The sequence below is a fragment of the Burkholderia sp. Tr-862 genome (assembly GCF_011753085.1).
GTDB lineage: Bacteria > Pseudomonadota > Gammaproteobacteria > Burkholderiales > Burkholderiaceae > Burkholderia > Burkholderia ambifaria.
On sequence record NZ_VWWG01000094.1, the window covers coordinates 1 to 16,533 of the forward strand.

General features: G+C 67.2%; 15 protein-coding genes. 5 read left to right on the plus strand and 10 right to left on the minus strand.

Features of this window, described 5'->3' with window-relative positions:
• Positions 1-883, minus strand: an 883-nt coding sequence (locus tag F3J14_RS22425; protein ID WP_166724882.1) for a LysR family transcriptional regulator, incomplete at its 3' end; no start/stop codon positions are given.
• A gap of 113 nt (positions 884-996) precedes the next feature.
• On the opposite strand from F3J14_RS22425, the gene F3J14_RS22430 reads away from it, so the two are divergent.
• Positions 997-1,443, plus strand: coding sequence for a multidrug/biocide efflux PACE transporter (locus F3J14_RS22430; protein ID WP_166724883.1), 447 nt, complete (start codon positions 997-999; stop codon positions 1,441-1,443).
• A gap of 45 nt (positions 1,444-1,488) precedes the next feature.
• Here the strand turns inward: F3J14_RS22430 and F3J14_RS22435 are convergent, their stop codons facing one another.
• From F3J14_RS22435 to F3J14_RS22465, 7 genes are all read right to left on the minus strand, one after another.
• Positions 1,489-2,697, minus strand: a complete 1,209-nt coding sequence (locus tag F3J14_RS22435) for a chromate transporter (protein WP_166724884.1) — start codon at positions 2,695-2,697, stop codon at positions 1,489-1,491.
• 197 nt (positions 2,698-2,894) lie between these two features.
• On the minus strand, positions 2,895-5,234 hold the full coding sequence (locus tag F3J14_RS22440; protein WP_166724885.1) for an EAL domain-containing protein: 2,340 nt from the start codon (positions 5,232-5,234) through the stop codon (positions 2,895-2,897).
• A 222-nt stretch (positions 5,235-5,456) separates the two neighbouring features.
• Positions 5,457-6,338, minus strand: coding sequence for a PhzF family phenazine biosynthesis protein (locus tag F3J14_RS22445; protein WP_166724886.1), 882 nt, complete (start codon positions 6,336-6,338; stop codon positions 5,457-5,459).
• Positions 6,339-6,360: 22 nt separating this feature from the next.
• Positions 6,361-6,819 (minus strand): RidA family protein, encoded by a 459-nt coding sequence (locus tag F3J14_RS22450; protein ID WP_105833026.1) that lies wholly within the window; start codon positions 6,817-6,819, stop codon positions 6,361-6,363.
• A 44-nt stretch (positions 6,820-6,863) separates the two neighbouring features.
• Entirely contained in the window at positions 6,864-8,045 is a 1,182-nt protein-coding gene (locus F3J14_RS22455; protein ID WP_006752872.1) for a PLP-dependent aminotransferase family protein, read from the minus strand.
• Positions 8,046-8,197: 152 nt separating this feature from the next.
• Positions 8,198-9,106 (minus strand): DMT family transporter, encoded by a 909-nt coding sequence (locus tag F3J14_RS22460; protein WP_006752871.1) that lies wholly within the window; start codon positions 9,104-9,106, stop codon positions 8,198-8,200.
• Positions 9,107-9,161: 55 nt separating this feature from the next.
• Complete coding sequence (locus F3J14_RS22465; protein WP_166724887.1) at positions 9,162-9,854, minus strand: VOC family protein; 693 nt, start codon at positions 9,852-9,854, stop codon at positions 9,162-9,164.
• 218 nt (positions 9,855-10,072) lie between these two features.
• Here F3J14_RS22465 and F3J14_RS22470 point away from each other — a divergent pair, with 218 nt between their 5' ends.
• From F3J14_RS22470 to F3J14_RS22485, 4 genes are all read left to right on the plus strand, one after another.
• Positions 10,073-11,533, plus strand: a complete 1,461-nt coding sequence (locus tag F3J14_RS22470) for a PLP-dependent aminotransferase family protein (protein ID WP_166724888.1) — start codon at positions 10,073-10,075, stop codon at positions 11,531-11,533.
• 156 nt (positions 11,534-11,689) lie between these two features.
• Positions 11,690-13,588 (plus strand): molecular chaperone HtpG, encoded by a 1,899-nt coding sequence (htpG, locus tag F3J14_RS22475; protein ID WP_166724889.1) that lies wholly within the window; start codon positions 11,690-11,692, stop codon positions 13,586-13,588.
• A gap of 8 nt (positions 13,589-13,596) precedes the next feature.
• On the plus strand, positions 13,597-14,178 hold the full coding sequence (locus F3J14_RS22480) for a chorismate lyase (protein WP_166724898.1): 582 nt from the start codon (positions 13,597-13,599) through the stop codon (positions 14,176-14,178).
• Complete coding sequence (locus tag F3J14_RS22485) at positions 14,178-14,654, plus strand: DNA-deoxyinosine glycosylase (RefSeq protein WP_166724890.1); 477 nt, start codon at positions 14,178-14,180, stop codon at positions 14,652-14,654. The genes F3J14_RS22480 and F3J14_RS22485 overlap by 1 nt, the downstream gene beginning before the upstream one ends.
• Positions 14,655-14,784: 130 nt before the next feature.
• Here F3J14_RS22485 and F3J14_RS22490 read toward each other — a convergent pair whose 3' ends face one another.
• Positions 14,785-15,039 (minus strand): hypothetical protein, encoded by a 255-nt coding sequence (locus F3J14_RS22490; protein WP_166724891.1) that lies wholly within the window; start codon positions 15,037-15,039, stop codon positions 14,785-14,787.
• Positions 15,040-15,265: 226 nt separating this feature from the next.
• Positions 15,266-16,312 (minus strand): hypothetical protein, encoded by a 1,047-nt coding sequence (locus tag F3J14_RS22495; protein ID WP_166724892.1) that lies wholly within the window; start codon positions 16,310-16,312, stop codon positions 15,266-15,268.
• Positions 16,313-16,533: the final 221 nt, after the last annotated feature.

Here is a 16,533-nt window from a genome sequence, read left to right on the forward strand (position 1 = left end):
GCCGGGCCTGGGGCGACCGAGCCGTGCGTGCGACGCTCATGCGTCCATTATGCGCCCGCGCCCGCATCGCGGGCACGGGTGCGCGGCTCAGTGACGCTGGCCGGTCGCGGGCGTGATGCCGGTCGCGGGCGCAGTGCTCGACCATCCAGCGCGGCAGCTCGGCCCAGCCGAACCCCAGCACCGCCATCTCCAGCAGCATCAGATAGCTCGGCGCGAGCCAGCGCTGCGTGCCGACGACGATCCGGTCGTCGGCGCCGCGATCCTCCGGTTTCACGTAGGTGTTCAGGCGCAGCTCGCGCGCGTCGCGCAGCGCCGCATGCGGCACGTCGGCGTCGCCGTGGGCGGCCAGCGCGTGCGTGCGCCCGACGAACAGACCGATCTCGGATTCCTCCGCCACTGTCGCTGCGCCGATATCGGGCGGGTAGACGGCGCGCGCGGCCATCAGCCCGAGCTGGGCGCGGCCTTGCTGGATCAGGTCGAGCACGTCCTCGTGCTCGGCGATCTGGCATTCGAGCTCGAGCGCCGGAAAGCGCCGCTCGAGCGCCGTCAAGGTTTCCTCGTAACGCTTCGACTGGTACGTATCGGACACGACGAGCGTGAGCCGCGCTTCCTCACCCTGCGCGAGCCGCGCGGCGGTGCGGTCGATCGCCGCGCCGGCTTCCAGCGTGCGCTGCACCTGCGGCAGCAGCGCGCGGCCGGCATCGGTCAGCGTCGGCGTGCGCGTCGAGCGGTCGAACAGCTGCACGCCGAGATCGATCTCGAGGTTCGCGATCGCTTCGGACACCGTCGACTGGCGCTTGCCAAGCTTGCGCGCGGCGGCCGTGAACGAGCCGAGCAGCGCGGCTTCGGCGAAGGCGAGCAGGGCTTCGGGGGCGTGGCGCATGCGGGGGACCTCAGAGCGTTATATCGGTAAAACCGATGATATCAAACTGGATTCATACGGTTGTGCCGATCAAAATGGCCGACATGAGCTGGACCAACGAATCGGAGGGAACCATGAAACAGATGAACAAAACGGTGACGGAACGCCTCGTTCACGCGCTGACGTTCGAACTGGTGGCGATCGCGCTGTGCGCGCCGATCGGCGCGTGGCTGCTCGACATGCCGGTCTCGCACGTCGGCGTGCTGACGGTGATGGTGTCGCTGATCGCGATGGCCTGGAACATGACGTTCAACACGCTGTTCGACCGCTTCGAGCGGCGGGCCGGCCTCACGCGCACGCTCGGGATGCGGATCGTGCATGCGGTCGCGTTCGAGCTCGGCCTCGTCGCGATGGTGGTGCCGGTCGCTGCGTGGTGGCTGGATGTGAGCCTCGTCGAGGCGCTGCTGCTCGACCTCGGCATCGTGCTGTTCTTCCTGCCTTATACGTTCTGCTTCAACCTCGCGTACGACGCGCTGCGGGCGCGCTGGGTCGCACGCCGCGTCGCGGTTCAGGCAGGCTGAGCGTCGAGCGGTGGCGGTGGTGGCGGCGGTGATCGCAGCCGGCCGTCAATGCGCGACGGCCCACAGCCATACGCCGCACACGATCGCGACCGCGCCGTAGACGGCATACACGGGCGCCTTGAAGCGCGCGAAGCACAGCATCGCAAAGGCGCCCGTGAGCCAATAGACGGGATCGGCCGGTTCGCGATGCAGGATCTTCACGACGGCGACGACGAGAAAGCCCGTCGTCGCCGCGCGCATCAGGCGCATCCCGTGCTCGAAGCGCGAGTGGCGCTTGAACCGGAACAGATGGTTCTGCGCGAACACGACGAGACACCCTGACGGAATGAACAGCGCGGCGGTCGCGAGCAGCGCGCCGATCCAGCCGTCGGTCAGGTAGCCGAGAAACGGCACGACGTTCAGCAGCGGGCCGGGCGATACGGGCGACAGCGCGAACGCGAGCGTGAAGTCGTGATCGGAGATGCCGGTTCCCGGCGACACGAACAGCGTCTTGAGCACGGGCAGCGCGGAGAAGCCGCCGCCGAACAGCGTCATCCCGGCGCCGGCGAGCCGCGGCCACAGCAGCGTCATCTGGTAGTCGCCGGACAGCGGCAGCGCGAACAGCGCGACGAGGACGCCGAGCAGCACGAGCAGGTTGCGGTCGCGCCGGGACAACGTGAAGTCGACCACGTCGTCTTGCGGCGGCCCGGTCAGCCAGCCGGCTGCAAACGCAGCGAAAAGAATCCCGACGAAGGCGGCCGGACTATGCGCGAAAGCGAGCAGAATCGTCGATAGCGCGGCAATCAACTGTTCGAGCCGCGTGCGCGCGAGCGTACGCAACTGCTTGATCCACGTGACGCCGATCAGCGCGGCGAGCACCATCCCGAAGTGATTGATCAGCATCGGCGCGGCGAGCGAGCGCACGATCGGCGTGCGGTAGAAGATCGCGAACAGCGTCATCAGCAGGAAGAACGGCAGCACGCTCGCGATGCCGGCGATCCACGCGCCGATGCGGCCGTGCAGCGTCTGGCCGACCTGCACCGCGACATTGCAGCCGACGGGGCCCGGCACCAGCCATGCGAGGGCGATGAAATCGGCGAACACGTGCGGCTCGATGCGCTGAAACCGGTCGACGTAGTGGCGTTCGAGCTGCGCCATCATCGACAGCCCGCCCCACGACACGGCGGAAATGCCGGCGATGACCTTGAACAAGGTCCATAGGGAGGCCTGTGCCTGTTCGACACGTTCGGCCGCTTCGACTTCGACGGTTGTCATGACTATGCTGTTGGCGCTGGGCCTGGTCTCGCGCGTGAAAACGTGCCGGCGGCCCGCCGACACGGTGGCCCTCCCGATTGTCCGCCGCGCATCGTGACACTGCCATGCGCGAAAACGCTAGTAAATGGACTAAACAATCGGATCGGAAGCCGAAACAATCGATGGGCCGCGCAACACGCGCCGAGCGTGTTGCGGGCTCAGGCGCCCGTGCTGCCAGTCGCGCGGTGGGCGAGGACGTTCGGCCGAGCGCCGCGCACGCCGAAGCGTGCGATCAGTGCGGGAATCGCGTCGGCCGGCACGGGGCGCGAGAACAGGAAGCCCTGCGCTTCGATCTCGCCGAGCGCGGACAGCCACGCGATCTGCTCCTCGGTCTCGGTGCCCTCGACGACGACCGTCAGGCCGAGCGAGCGCGCGAGATGCACGATCGACGACACCATCACGCACACGCTGCGATCGTTCGGGATGGCCTGCACGAACGAGCGGTCGACCTTCAGCGTGTCGACGGAGAAGCGGTGCAGGTACGACAGCGACGAATAGCCGGTGCCGAAATCGTCGAGCGCGATCCGGATGCCGAGCTTCTTCAGCGCGACGATCTTCTCGGACACGAGCTCGGGGTATTCCATCATCGCGGTCTCGGTGATCTCGAGTTCGAGCCGGTTCGCGTCGATGCCGGTGTCCTGCAGCGCCTGGGAAATCGTCTCGATCAGGTCGCCGCGCCAGAACTGCACCGGCGAGATGTTGATCGCGAGGGTCAACGTGTCGTGGCCGTCGTCGCGCCAGCGCGCGATCTGTTCGCATGCGGTGCGGATCACGAAGTCGCCGATCGGCACGATCAGGCCCGTCGATTCGGCGATCGAAATGAATTCGTTCGCGGAGATGACCCCGTGCTCGGGGTGGTCCCAGCGCGCGAGCGCCTCGAAGCCAGTGATCGTGCGGTGCGTCAGATCGATCTTCGGCTGGTATGCGAGGAACAGCTGCCCTTCGGCGAGCGCGACGCGCAACTGCTGTTCCCAGCGCATCAGGTGGTCCGCGCGGTGCGACAGGTGCGGCGCGTAGAACTGGTAGCAGTTCTTTCCCGCGTCCTTCGCGCTGTACATCGCGAGGTCGGCCTTCTTCAGCAGGTCGATCTCGCTTTCGTTCGCGACGCTGTGCAGCGCGATGCCGATGCTGGCGTGCAGCACGAACGAACTGCCGCGCACGTCGAACGGTTCGCCGAACATCCGGATGATCGCTTCCGCGAGTCGCACCGCGCGCCGTTCGATGTCGTCGCCCTTCATCACGACCACGAACTCGTCGCCGCCGATCCGCGCGAGCGACCCTTCGTCGCCGACGGCGTCCGACAGGCGCGACGCGGTCATCTGCAGCACGATGTCGCCGGCGTTGTGGCCGAGCGTGTCGTTGACGGTCTTGAAGTTGTCGAGGTCGATGAACAGCAGGCCGAGCCGCGACAGGCTGGCCGGCATCGACACGTCGTTGCGCAGCCCGCGCAGCGTCGCGTAGCGGTTCGCGAGGCCGGTGAGCAGGTCGTATTCGGCGAGCTGGGTCATCTCGCGCTCGCGGCCCAGCAGCTTGCCGATCAGCCCCGTCGCGACGCTGAAGAACGCGAGCATCGCGAGCGTGATGAAGCTCGTCATCAGCAGGTAGACGTTGCGCGTGTGGTAGTAGTCCGCGAATTCCTCGGTCTGCGACAGCCCGACCATCACCGCGAGCGGGTAGCCGTCGAGATGGCGGTACGACACGATGCGCGTCACGCCGTCGATCGGGTCGATGATCGTGCCCGTCACGCGCTCGGCGATCGGGTACACGCCCGACGCGGAGAACGCACCCGGTGCGTTGCTGAGCGAGCCGGTGCGCCGCGCGAGCACGGCGCCCGTGTCGGACACCACGGAGATCACGCCTTCCTTGCCGATCGCCGCGTTGTTGTAGAAGTCGTTCGTGAAGTAGCTCGGGTCTTCCGATACCACGACGATGCCCGCGAAGCTGCCGTCCGGGTTGTTCAGGCGCCGCGTCATCTGCAGTGTCCAGTGGCTCGACACGCGGCCGAGCACCGGCTTGCTGATGTACAGGCGGTCGTCGTTGTGCGCGAGATGGACCTTGAAGTGCTCGCGGTCCGACAGGTTGATCGGCTGCGGATGGAGTTCGGCCGTGTTCGCGAACAGGATACCCTTCGCGTTCACGAGCGAGACCTGGATCAGCGTGTCGCTCGGCACGACGCCTTTTTCGACCGCGCTCGCGAGGTTGAAGTGCGCGGGCGATTTCTCGAATTCGAACTTGACGAAGCGGGTGATCTGGTCGACCTGGTGGATCGCCTTGACGGTGTGCTGCTCGAGCGCGGACGACAGGATCGCCGCGGATGCCGCCGCTTCCTTGTACGCGCTGTCCTTTTCGACCGACAGTCGCGCGATGATCACCGCCCACAGCAGCGCAAGCGCCAGCATCCCGAGCAGCGGGATCGCGAACAGTGCACGCCGGCGCGATTTGCGCGGCGCGCGAAGCGGCCGGGTCGGCGGCGTGTGGTTGGACCGGGCGGAGCTCATTGAAGAAGGGCGGCGTCCTGCTCGCTTGCGCCATCCTCGTCGGGATGGCCGGCTATGGTTGGGGTCGCCCCGGCGTCTGTTCGTTCGCGGGGTGCGCAACCATGGACAGACCCGCCGAAGCGACGGATTAGGCCCGATATTACTGGCTGGAACGTTTTTGCGATAGCCGGGCAACCTCAGGGCGCCCGGCCGGGCCATCGCACATGGCGAAACGTCGAAACGTCAGGCGGGCATCTGGAACGTGCCGTCCACGACCGTCACGACGTGGCCGCCGATCCAGATCGTGCCGTCGTCGTCATAGCGAACGGCAATGCGGCCGTCGCGGTCGATCGCCGTGCCCTGGCGGGCCGTATACGACGTGCCGGGGCGGCGCTGCTGGCGACTCAGCAGCTCGGCCAGCGCGGCGTTCGCGCTGCCGGTGGCGGGATCCTCGCCGATGCCGAAACCGCCGCCCGTCATCAGGCAGCGGATTTCGAACGTCGCGGGGCCGTCGTCGGGGTGGGGCGCGTAGGCCGCGAGGCCGTGCGCGCCGTAGCGATGGGTGAGGGCCTCGAGCGCGGCCGGATCGGGCGCGAGGCCGATGCAGGCCTCGGCCGACGTGAGCCGCACGACGAGCCACGGCGCGCCGTTGTCGACCGCGCACGGTTCGGCGTCCGGATCGATCGCATTGCTGCGCAACGCGGCCGCCAGCACCGGATAGTCCGACCGGTCGAGCGGCGTGAACCGTGCCGGCGGCGTGGCAAATGCCCAGCCGGCGGCCTGTTCGCGCAGTTCGACACGGCCGACGCCGCATTGCTGGATCAGCACGCCCGGCGTGCGCGGCCGCGCGCCGCTTTCCAGGAACGCGTGCGCGGTGCCGAGCGTCGGGTGGCCGGCGAACGGCAGTTCGCCGCCCGGCGTGAAGATCCGGACGCGGTAATCGGCCTCCGGATCGGTCGGCGTACACACGAACGCCGTTTCCGACAGGTTCGTCCAGCGGGCGATCGCGAGCATGTCGTCGTCGCCGAGCGAATCGGCGTCGAACACGACCGCGAGCGGGTTGCCCTTGAACGGTACCGACGTGAAGACGTCGACCTGCTTGAAACGGACGCCGTGGCTAGTCATCGTGACGATTGCGTGACGTGAGTTACGCGACTTCGGCGATCAGCTCGATCTCGACGCATGCGCCGAGCGGAATCTGCGCGACGCCGAACGCCGAACGCGCGTGCTTGCCCGCGTCGCCGAACACTTCCGCGATCAGTTCCGACGCACCGTTCGTGACGACGTGCTGTTCGGTGAAGTCGAGCGTCGAGTTGACGAGGCTCATCAGCTTCACGATGCGCGTGACCTTGTTCAGGTCGCCGGTGTGCGTGTGCAGCGTCGCGAGCAGGTCGATCGCGATCGAGCGTGCGGCCGCCTTGCCGTCTTCCGTCTGCAGATCCGCGCCGAGCTTGCCGGCCCAGACCTTGCCGTCCTTTTTCGCGATGTGGCCCGACAGGTAGACCGTGTTGCCGCTTTGCGCGCTCATCACGTAGGCGGCGGCCGGTGCGCCAGCGGTCGGGAGCTCGATGCCGAGCGACTTCAGTTTGTCGTAGACGTTAGCCATGCGTTCGATTCCTCGTAGAGAGTCGTGACAGGAAAAAGCGGGGATCAGAGACGCTCGCGCAGCAGCTTGCCGAGACGCGCGACGCCTTCCTCGATCTTTTCGGGCGGCACCGTCACGAACGACAGGCGCAGCGTGTTCTGTTGCGCGTCGTCCGCGAAGAACGGTGCACCCGGCACGAAGGCGACGTGGTTGTCCACGGCCGCGGCGAGCAGCTTCATGCTGTCGATCTGCGCGGGCAGGTTCACCCAGATGAACATCCCGCCTTCCGGACGGTTCCACGTGACGCCTTCCGGCATGTGGCGTGCGAGCGACGCGAGCATCGCTTCGCATTGCGCGCCGTACAGCTGGCGGATCGTCGGGATGTGCTCGTCGAGGAAGCCATCCTTGATCACTTCATGCGCGATGCGCTGCGTGAGCGTCGGCGTGTGCAGGTCGGTGGCTTGCTTGGCCTGCACGAGCTTGAAGTGGAGTTCTTCGGGGGCAATGATGTAGCCGATCCGCAGGCCCGGCGCGAGCACCTTCGAGAACGTGCCGAGGTGCACGATGTGGTCCGGCGCCATCGACAGCATCGTCGGCAGCGGCTCGCCCTGGTAGTTCAGCGCGCCGTACGGGTCGTCTTCCAGCACCGGGAACGGGCTCGACTGCGCGAACGCGGCGAGCGCGCGGCGGCGCTCGACGGGCAGGCGGCGGCCGGTCGGGTTCTGGAAGTTCGGCTGCGCGTACAGGAGGCGCGCGCCTTGCGTCAGCTCGGGCGTGAGGCCTTCGGGCAAGAGGCCCTGCTCGTCGGTCGGCACCTGCACGTAGCGCGGCTCGTACAGCGAGAACGATTGCAGCGCGCCGAGGTAGGTCGGGGTTTCGACGAGGATCGGGCTGTTCGGATCGATCAGCGCCTTGCCGAGCAGGTCGAGCGCCTGCTGCGAGCCGGTCGTGATCAGCACCTGCGACACGCGCACGCTGTAGCGCTCGGCGATCCATTCGCGCAGCGGCAGGTAGCCTTCGGTCGCGCTGTACTGGAGTGCGGCGGCGGGCGCATCGCGCAGCACGCGGTCGGCCGCGGCGCGCATGCGTTCGGCCGGGAACGTCGCCGGAGCCGGCAGGCCGCCTGCGAACGAGATGACCTCGGGGCGTTCCGTGACCTTCAGGATCTCGCGGATCGCAGAGCTCGTCAGCTTGCGGGCGCGTTCGGAAAGCTGCCAGTGCGGCGGATGCAGGTCGGTCGGATTCATAGTCTCCTCGTTCGGATATCGGGGTCAGTCAAGAAAGGTCGATCAGGCAGATTGCGTCGACGCGGCCGGGTAGGCATGCGGGAGCGCGATCGGGCCGTCGCGGCCGGGTGGGCAAAACCGTTCTGGCAAAACGAACATTATGGCGCACCTCATCAACCGGCGCGAGCAGGACGCGGGGCCGTGGCCACGGCCGAGCGCCGGCCGAGCATTACGGTCGCGATCACGGCGGCCGCGAACAGCCAGGTGGACGGCGTCACCGTTTCTCCGAACAGCAGCGCGGAGAAGGCGATCGTGAAGAAGATCTGCAGCAGCTGCACCTGGCCGACGCGCGCGATGCCGCCCATCGCGAGCCCCGCGTACCACGCGAAAAAGCCGATGAATTGCGAAAAAAGGGTCACGTAGCCGAAGGCGAGCCACGTGCGCAGCGCGAGCGGGGCGGGATGCGCGACGTGCTGCGTCCATGCGAGCCAGCCGACCGGCAGCACGAGGAACGGCGCGGACACGACGAGCGCCCAGCAGATCACCTGCCAGCCGCCGATCTGGCGCGCGAGGCGCGCGCCTTCCGCATAGCCGAGCGCGCCGATGCCGACCGCGACGAGCATCAGCGCGTCGCCCGCCTGCACGGTGCCGCCGCCGTCGCGCAGCGCGAACGCGATCACGAGCGCGCTGCCCGCCAGCGCGCTGGCCCAGAACGCCTTCGACGGGCGCTCGTGCGACAGCCACGCCGCGTACAGCGCGACGAACAGCGGCTGCAGGCCGTTGACGACCGCGCCGTGCGACGCGGGCACGGTTTTCATCGCCCACGCGGAGAACACCGGATACGCGATGATCACGCCGGCCGATACGACGGCGAGGCTTTTCAGCTGCGCGCGCGTCGGCAGCCGTTCGCGGCGCCACCACAGCAGCAGGCCGGCCGGCACCGATGCGGCGAGCGCGCGGCCGAGCCCGTTGAGCAGCGGATTGAGTTCGGAGACGACGATACGCGTCATCGGCAGCGTCAGGCTGAAGATCATCACGCCGATGAGGCCGAGCAGCATGCCCCGGGTTTCGCGCGAATTCATGTACTGGGTGTCTCCGTATTGCTGGGTTCGTATGATCGAAGGGGCGGCCGGGCGGTCAGCGCAGCGTGCGGGCGCCTTGCGGCGTGTCGAATTCCGCGACGAGCGCGGGCGGTCCGTCACCGGTTTCGACGTCGAGCAGATGGCTGGCGCCGAGCCAGTCGAGCTGCTCGCGGATCGCGTCCGCACGCGGGTGGACGCCCTTGAGCGACTTCAGCGCGACGCCGTTGTCCGGCAGCGACTCGGCCGGATGACGCGGGCTGTCCCACTGGATCAGCGACGGCACGAGGCCGTCGCCGGCGCCTTGCCACGCGGGGAACGCGCCGTCGTCGGGCACCGTGAGGCCCCAGCTCAGGTCGCCGCGCCGCATCGCGACGACCGGCGCGATGCGCGTCGGGTACTGGCTCTGCCACAGCGCGAGCTGGCGCGGGCGGTCGACGCGCGCGACCCAGTGCGCGAGGAACGGGCCGTGCGCGAGCCGCGCGTGCATCGCCGGATCGTCGAGGCCGAACAGCCGCGCGCGCGGCGGCGTGGCGTCGTCGCCGGGGGCGGGGGCGTCGGGATCGATCGCGATCACTTCGAGGTACAGCCCGCCCCACGCGCCGAACAGCGCGTTATGGGTGCGCATCAGCGGATGGCGGCCGCCGCCGGCCGGTTCGATGCCGAGCGCGTCGGCGACATGGCGCACGCCGTCGTCGAGCGTGCGCGCGACGATCACGAGATGGTCGAGGGTCAGGTAGCGGGCTGGCATGAACGTCGGTCGGGAAGCGAAAGTGTCATGGTGGGCGGACGGTAGCGCGACCGGCCGGTGCCCGGGCCGCGTTGCACGCCGGGCGGTGCGGCCCCGCGTGCGGCCGGGCCGAAACGGCGGCCGCACGTCGCCATCGAGGTCAACTGTAATCGTCGGCACCGGCACAGTAACGGTACAATCGGCGCGATAGCCTTCGGTACAGTTGGAGTTGCCCGCCCGTGTCCACCGTCCCTCTCGCCCAGATTCCCGCGCCGCACGATACGGCCACCCTCACGCTCGTCGACCAGCTTGTCCAGTGGGCGCGGCGCCGCATCGACGAGCGCGTGTTCCGGCCCGGCATGCGCATGCCGTCGATCCGCAAGCTCGCGCTCGACAAGAGCGTGTCGCGTTTCACGGTCGTCGAGGCATACGAGCGGCTCGTCGCGCAGGGGTATCTCGATTCGCGGCGCGGCTCCGGTTTCTACGTGCGCGAGCGCACGGCCGTCGGTCCGCAGCCGGTCGACAACGTGGCGCGCGTGGCGGAGGCCGCGCCCGTGCACAACACGATCGACGTCGTCTGGCTGCTGCGCAACATGCTGCACACCGCCAGCCCGGAAAAGGGGCCGGGTCTCGGCTACCTGCCGGGCCGCTGGCTCGACGGCGAGCTGATCACCGGCTCGCTGCGCGCGCTCGGGCGCCAGTCCGGAGCTCAGATGCTCGGCTTCGGTACGCCGCAGGGCTTTCTGCCGCTGCGCCAGCAACTGCAGACGCGGCTCGCGGAAGTCGAGATCGGCGCGAAGCCCGAGCAACTCGTGATGGTGTCGGGCATCACGCAGGCGATCGACCTGATCTCGCGCATCTACGTGCAGCCGGGCGACGCGGTGATCGTCGGCGATCCCGCATGGTTCCAGATGTTCGGCCGCTTCGCGTCGCAGGGCGCGCAGCTCGTCGGCATGCCGTATACGCCCGACGGCCCCGATCTCGACGCGCTGGAAACGCTCGTGCAGATGTGGCGGCCGAAGATGCTCGTGATCAATTCGGTGCTGCAGAACCCGACCGGCACGTCGCTGTCGGCCGCGCAGGCGTTCCGGATCCTGAAGCTCGCGGAGGCGTACGACTTTCTCGTCGTCGAGGACGACGTGTACGGCGACCTGTGCCCGCCGAGCTACCCGGCGACGCGGCTCGCGAGCCTCGACCAGTTGAAGCGCGTGATCTACCTCGGCAGCTATTCGAAGACGCTCGCGGCGAATTTGCGGGTCGGCTATGTCGCCTGCGCGCCGGAGATCGCGAAGGCGATCACCGACCAGAAGATGCTGGTCGGGATGACGACGCCGGAGCTCAACGAGCGCGTGCTCTACAAGATCCTGACCGAAGGGCATTACCGGCGCCACGTCGAGCGCTTGCGCGCGCGACTCGACGGCGTGCGCGACAAGACCGCGCGGATGCTCGAGCGCACCGGGCTGCGGCTGTTCACGATGCCGGCAGCCGGGATGTTCCTGTGGGCCGACACGGGCGTCGATTCGGACGCGCTCGCGGCCGCCGCGCACGAGGAAGGATTCTTGCTGACGCCGGGCAGCCTGTTCTCGCCGCAGCAGTCGTCGTCGACGTGGACCCGCTTCAACGTCGCGAACTGCGGCGATCCGGCGCTGCCGGGCTTTCTCGCGCGCTATATCGAGTCGGCGGCGCGGCGCGCGTCGTGATGGGGCTGCACGCCGCCCCTTGAAATCCGGCAGCCCGGCCCCAGATACCCGCGCAAACCGCTTGCGCCAGGCGGTCGTCCTTGACGGGCCCTCCGGCATCGCGCGCCGGGCGCCCGCGCCACACCATTCAAGTTCAAGTAAGAGGAAACAGCATCCATGGCACACGAAACGATGAGCTTTCAGGCAGAGGTCAAGCAACTCCTCCACCTGATGATTCATTCGCTCTACAGCAACAAGGAAATTTTCCTGCGCGAACTGGTGTCGAACGCGTCCGACGCGGCCGACAAGCTGCGTTTCGAAGGACTCGCGGACAACGCGCTGTACGAGAACGATCCGAACCTGCGCATCCGCATCGGCTTCGACAAGGCCGCACGCACGATCACGATCGACGACAACGGGATCGGCATGAGCCGCGACGAGGCGATCGCGAACCTCGGCACGATCGCGCGCTCGGGCACCAAGGAATTCTTCACGAAGCTGTCCGGCGACCAGCAGAAGGACGCTGCACTGATCGGCCAGTTTGGCGTCGGCTTCTACTCGGGCTTCATCGTCGCGGACAAGATCACCGTCGAGACGCGCCGCGCCGGCCTGCCGGCGAACGAAGCCGTGCGCTGGGAAAGCGCGGGTGAGGGCGATTTCACGATCGACGCGATCGAGCGCGCGCAGCGCGGCACGACGATCACGCTGCACCTGCGCGAAGGCGAGGATGAACTGCTGTCGTCGCACCGCCTGAAGTCGATCATCCAGAAGTATTCCGATCACATCGCGTTGCCGATCCTGATGCAGAAGGAAGAGTGGGATCAGGAAAAGGGCGAGATGGTCCTGAAGGACGAGGACGAGACCGTCAACCAGGCGAGCGCGCTGTGGACGCGTTCGAAGAGCGACATCACCGACGAGCAGTACACGCAGTTCTACCAGCACGTCGCGCACGACCACCAGGATCCGCTCACGTGGACGCACAACCGCGTCGAGGGCCGCAGCGAATACACGCAGCTGCTGTTCGTGCCGGCGCACGCGCCGTTCGATCTGTGGAACCGCGACTATCGCGGCGGCCTGAAGCTGTACGTGAAGCGCGTGTTCATCATGGACGACGCCGAGCAGCTGCTGCCGCAATACCTGCGCTTCGTGAAGGGCGTCGTCGATTCGGCCGACCTGCCGCTGAACGTGTCGCGTGAGATCCTGCAGGAAAGCCGCGACGTGAAGGCGATCCGCGAAGGCGTGACGAAGCGCGCGCTGTCGATGCTCGAGGAACTCGCGAACGCGGAAGAGGATGCCGGCAAGGAGAAGTACAAGACGTTCTGGAGCGCGTTCGGCCAGGTGCTGAAGGAAGGCCTCGGCGAGGATCACGCGAACCGCGAGCGCATCGCGAAGCTGCTGCGCTTCGCCTCGACGCACGGCGACACCGACGCGCAGGACGTGTCGCTCGCCGACTACGTGTCGCGCATGAAGCCGGAGCAGAGCAAGATCTACTACGTGACCGCCGATACGTGGCAGGCCGCGAAGAACAGCCCGCATCTGGAAGTGTTCCGCAAGAAGGGCGTCGAGGTGCTGCTGCTGACCGATCGCGTCGACGAATGGATGCTGTCGTTCCTGCACGAATTCGACGGCAAGCCGCTCGCGAGCGTCGCCCGCGGCGATCTCGACCTCGGCGAGCTGAACGACGAGGAAAAGAAGGCGCAGGAGCAGGCGGGCGAGGCGATCAAGCCGGTCGTCGAGAAGATGAAGGAAGCGCTCGGCGACAAGGTGAAGGAAGTGCGCGTCACGTTCCGCCTGACCGATTCGCCGTCGTGCCTCGTCGCGGACGACAACGATATGAGCGGCTACCTGCAGCGGATGCTGAAGGCGGCCGGTCAGAACGCGCCGGCGATGCAGCCGATCCTCGAGATCAACCCGGAGCACGCGCTCGTGAAGCAGCTGAACGCCGAGAGCGCCAATTTCGGTGACTGGTGCCATCTGCTGTTCGACCAGGCATTGCTGGCCGAAGGCGGGATGCTCGACGATCCGGCGAGCTTCGTGAAGCGAACCAACGCGCTGCTGCTGTCGCGCACTGCGTGAGCAAGCGGATTCGATTCGACGGCGCACAGGCGGGCTGGCGCGCAACGCCCCGGCCCGGCTGCACGCTCGACCAGCGAGACTGGCTGACGCGCGGCGGTTCGCTGACCGCGCATCTCGCGCGGCTCGGCAGCGTGAGCGTGCGCGTGACGCGCGAGGCCGTCGACTGTCCGTGGTTCGACGAGCCTGACGCGCTCGACAGTGCGCCGCGTGCGCCGATGTGGGTGCGCGAGGTAATCCTGTCGGTCGACGGCACGCCGTACGTCGCCGCGCACAGCATCGCGCCGCTCGCGGCCAGCAAGGGTGTATGGCAGGCGATGCGGCGGTTGCGCACGCGGCCGCTCGCGGAGTTGCTGTACAGCGATCCGCAGGTCGAGCGCTCCGCGCTCGTCAGCCGGCGCGTGATCGCCGGTCATCCGCTGTATGCGCTCGCGAGCCATGCGTTGCAGGGTGCGCGGGCGCCACACGCGTTCGTCGCGCGGCGCTCGGTGTTCCAGCGGCACGGCAAGCCGTTGATGGTCACCGAGTGCATGCTGCCCGCGCTGTGGCGCCATCTCGATGCGCATGGCGACGGGCCGCGCGGGGCCGTGTGATGCTGCAAGGTTTTGCGCCGGTCGTCGGGCCGAATACGCACACGATGATTCTCGGCAGCTTTCCGGGCGAGGCGTCGCTCGATGCCGCGCAGTACTATGCGCATCCGCGCAATCAGTTCTGGCGGTTGCTCGGTGCGGTGCTCGGCGAGCCCGGGCTGCACGAACTTGCGTACGACGCGCGGCTCGAACGCGTGCTTTCGCACGGCATCGGCATCTGGGATGTCCTCGATGCATGCCATCGGCAAGGCAGTCTCGATTCTGCGATCCGGAATGCGAAGCCGAACGACTTTGCGTCGTTGCGCGAGCATGCGCCGTTGCTGAAGAAGGTGTGTTTCAACGGGAAGACGGCGGGGCGCTTTGCCGACGTGATCGGGCAGGCCGGGTATGAAACGCTGGTGCTGCCTTCGTCGAGCCCGGCGAATGCGATGCTGTCGTTCGAGCAGAAACTGGAGCAGTGGCGTCACATTACTTCCTGAGCGCCCAAGCGCTGACGGCCGCACTCACGGCCAGCGCTGTGAAGTCGTTGGCAGGGCGTGATCGAGCGCAGCATGCATTTGCGCGCCTTGATGAGGATCAGCGTAGACGTTTCCGCTGCGCGCCCGATGATCAGTCCTCCTTGCCCCATCTCCACCGGGGCTTCTCGCCCTTGAGCCAGCACACGGCAGTCAGCAGCGCGACCAACACCACGATGCAAGCGCCGTACGCAAGCGGCGATCGTTTCGGTGGCAGAAGCCATGCGGTGACGCCGATCCCGATCGCGAACAGCAGCAACACGACCCAGCCCTGCCAAGCGACCGGCAAACCCCATCCCCATCCGTAGCGCTTCGCCGGAAACCAGATTTTCTTGTCGGGTGGCGTCATGGAATCTCCGAAACGCCAGCCGGCTGCGCATTGGCGGTCGCAAGGGCATTCATGGCCGCCGCCGCCCATCCCGATGGCGAACGATTGAGGGACGCCCGGGCGAGCCGGACGGTACTGAACCGTATTGTGCGACCATTCCCGGTCGCATCGCATCACTGCATGCGACCGGCGGCGATCCTCTGCCGCCGTTCTCATCGTTGCACATGCACACGGACGCGGCAGTTCGTCAGAACGTGATCGCTGCCTTTACCGACTGGACGGCGGCGCCGTTCAGCAGGATGTAGAAATCCTGTGATGTCGTACCGCTGCCCGACTCGATTGCGAGCGTCGTGCCGTCGCGAATCACGGCTCCGGCGTCGATCTGTCCGTTGTTCTGATAGAAGACCCGATATTCGGTCGTCGGCGTACCGAGCGTGGTGTTGGCCACCCATGCGCGTACGCCCGCGAGCGTGACGATCTGTCCGTCGCTCAGGTTGTACGTCTTGTTGTCCGTACTGCTCGTGTATGGAAAGAACGCTTCCAGCGTCGAGACCGACGTGCTGCACGGTGTCACGTTCGGGCCGGTTGTCTGTGGCGCCACGCAGTCGCCGGTGACCACCGTATCCCCCACTGTCTGTCGCGTGACCTTCATGTAGGCGGCGCCCGATTGCCAGCTCGCCTGCTTGTTGTACAGCGACGCGCCGTTGATGGTGTTGGTGATGATGCCGAGCGCACTGTCGGTGAACAACTCGGATGGGGAGCTCGCGATCGCACCGGAGAGCGGCACGACCGTGTAGTTGGTGCCCAGGAGCGTCATCGCAGGTGTATGGCCGTCGGCAGCGAGATCCGTGATCTGCACGTTCGCGCCACTGTAGCTGACCTGTTCCTGCGTGCTCGTGACGACCGCGCCGTTGACGAGGTAGCGTTGGCTGGCAAGCGTCGGCGCCGGCAGCGACGAAGAGACCGACGACAGGCCCTTCGTCACCATCTGCGGACCGTTGGCCGGGCTTTGCGCGAGACTTTGATCTTCCGAATAGAAATTGCTGCCCGGACCGACGCTTGCGGTTCCGGTGCCCGACGTGGAAATGGAAAGCTGTCCGTGCAGGTAGTGCAGCCCGCCGTTGGCGGCCAACGCGAAGCTTTCGTAATTCTGCTGCGCGGGGCTCAGGTTGCTGGCGGGTGTGCTCGACGCGCTGCCGTTGTCGCTACCGCCGCCCCCGCATGCGGCGAGCAGCAGGGTTCCGGTCAGTGCGGCGGCGTGGCGGGCACGAGCCAGGCGTTCGTTTTGCGTCATGGGCTCTCTCGTTTTTGTTTGCATTCCGTAAGAATTTGCGCGCTGCGGCGAGTAGCCGCAGCCGGAGCTTAGCGTGTCCGGTGCGACGTGGCGAGTGACATCGGGGTTGCTTGGCACCGGCGCAGGCGCGCAACGATTACGGCGTATTTCGGGGAGGCACAGGCGTGTTCGCAACGATCGCCGCACGAAGCAATCGGACTCGCGACGACGTGCACGCTTCG

Excerpts from the sequence above, each read along its gene's own strand:
- F3J14_RS22460 (WP_006752871.1), bottom strand. The coding sequence starts at position 9,106 with ATGAATTCGCGCGAAACCCGGGGCATGCTGCTCGGCCTCATCGGCGTG.
- F3J14_RS22465 (WP_166724887.1), bottom strand. The coding sequence starts at position 9,854 with ATGCCAGCCCGCTACCTGACCCTCGACCATCTCGTGATCGTCGCGCGC.
- htpG (WP_166724889.1), top strand. The coding sequence starts at position 11,690 with ATGGCACACGAAACGATGAGCTTTCAGGCAGAGGTCAAGCAACTCCTC.
- F3J14_RS22490 (WP_166724891.1), bottom strand. The coding sequence starts at position 15,039 with ATGACGCCACCCGACAAGAAAATCTGGTTTCCGGCGAAGCGCTACGGA.
- F3J14_RS22430 (WP_166724883.1), top strand. The coding sequence starts at position 997 with ATGAAACAGATGAACAAAACGGTGACGGAACGCCTCGTTCACGCGCTG.
- F3J14_RS22455 (WP_006752872.1), bottom strand. The coding sequence starts at position 8,045 with ATGAATCCGACCGACCTGCATCCGCCGCACTGGCAGCTTTCCGAACGC.
- F3J14_RS22435 (WP_166724884.1), bottom strand. The coding sequence starts at position 2,697 with ATGACAACCGTCGAAGTCGAAGCGGCCGAACGTGTCGAACAGGCACAG.
- F3J14_RS22485 (WP_166724890.1), top strand. The coding sequence starts at position 14,178 with ATGCTGCAAGGTTTTGCGCCGGTCGTCGGGCCGAATACGCACACGATG.
- F3J14_RS22445 (WP_166724886.1), bottom strand. The coding sequence starts at position 6,338 with ATGACTAGCCACGGCGTCCGTTTCAAGCAGGTCGACGTCTTCACGTCG.
- F3J14_RS22440 (WP_166724885.1), bottom strand. The coding sequence starts at position 5,234 with ATGAGCTCCGCCCGGTCCAACCACACGCCGCCGACCCGGCCGCTTCGC.
- F3J14_RS22495 (WP_166724892.1), bottom strand. The coding sequence starts at position 16,312 with ATGACGCAAAACGAACGCCTGGCTCGTGCCCGCCACGCCGCCGCACTG.
- F3J14_RS22450 (WP_105833026.1), bottom strand. The coding sequence starts at position 6,819 with ATGGCTAACGTCTACGACAAACTGAAGTCGCTCGGCATCGAGCTCCCG.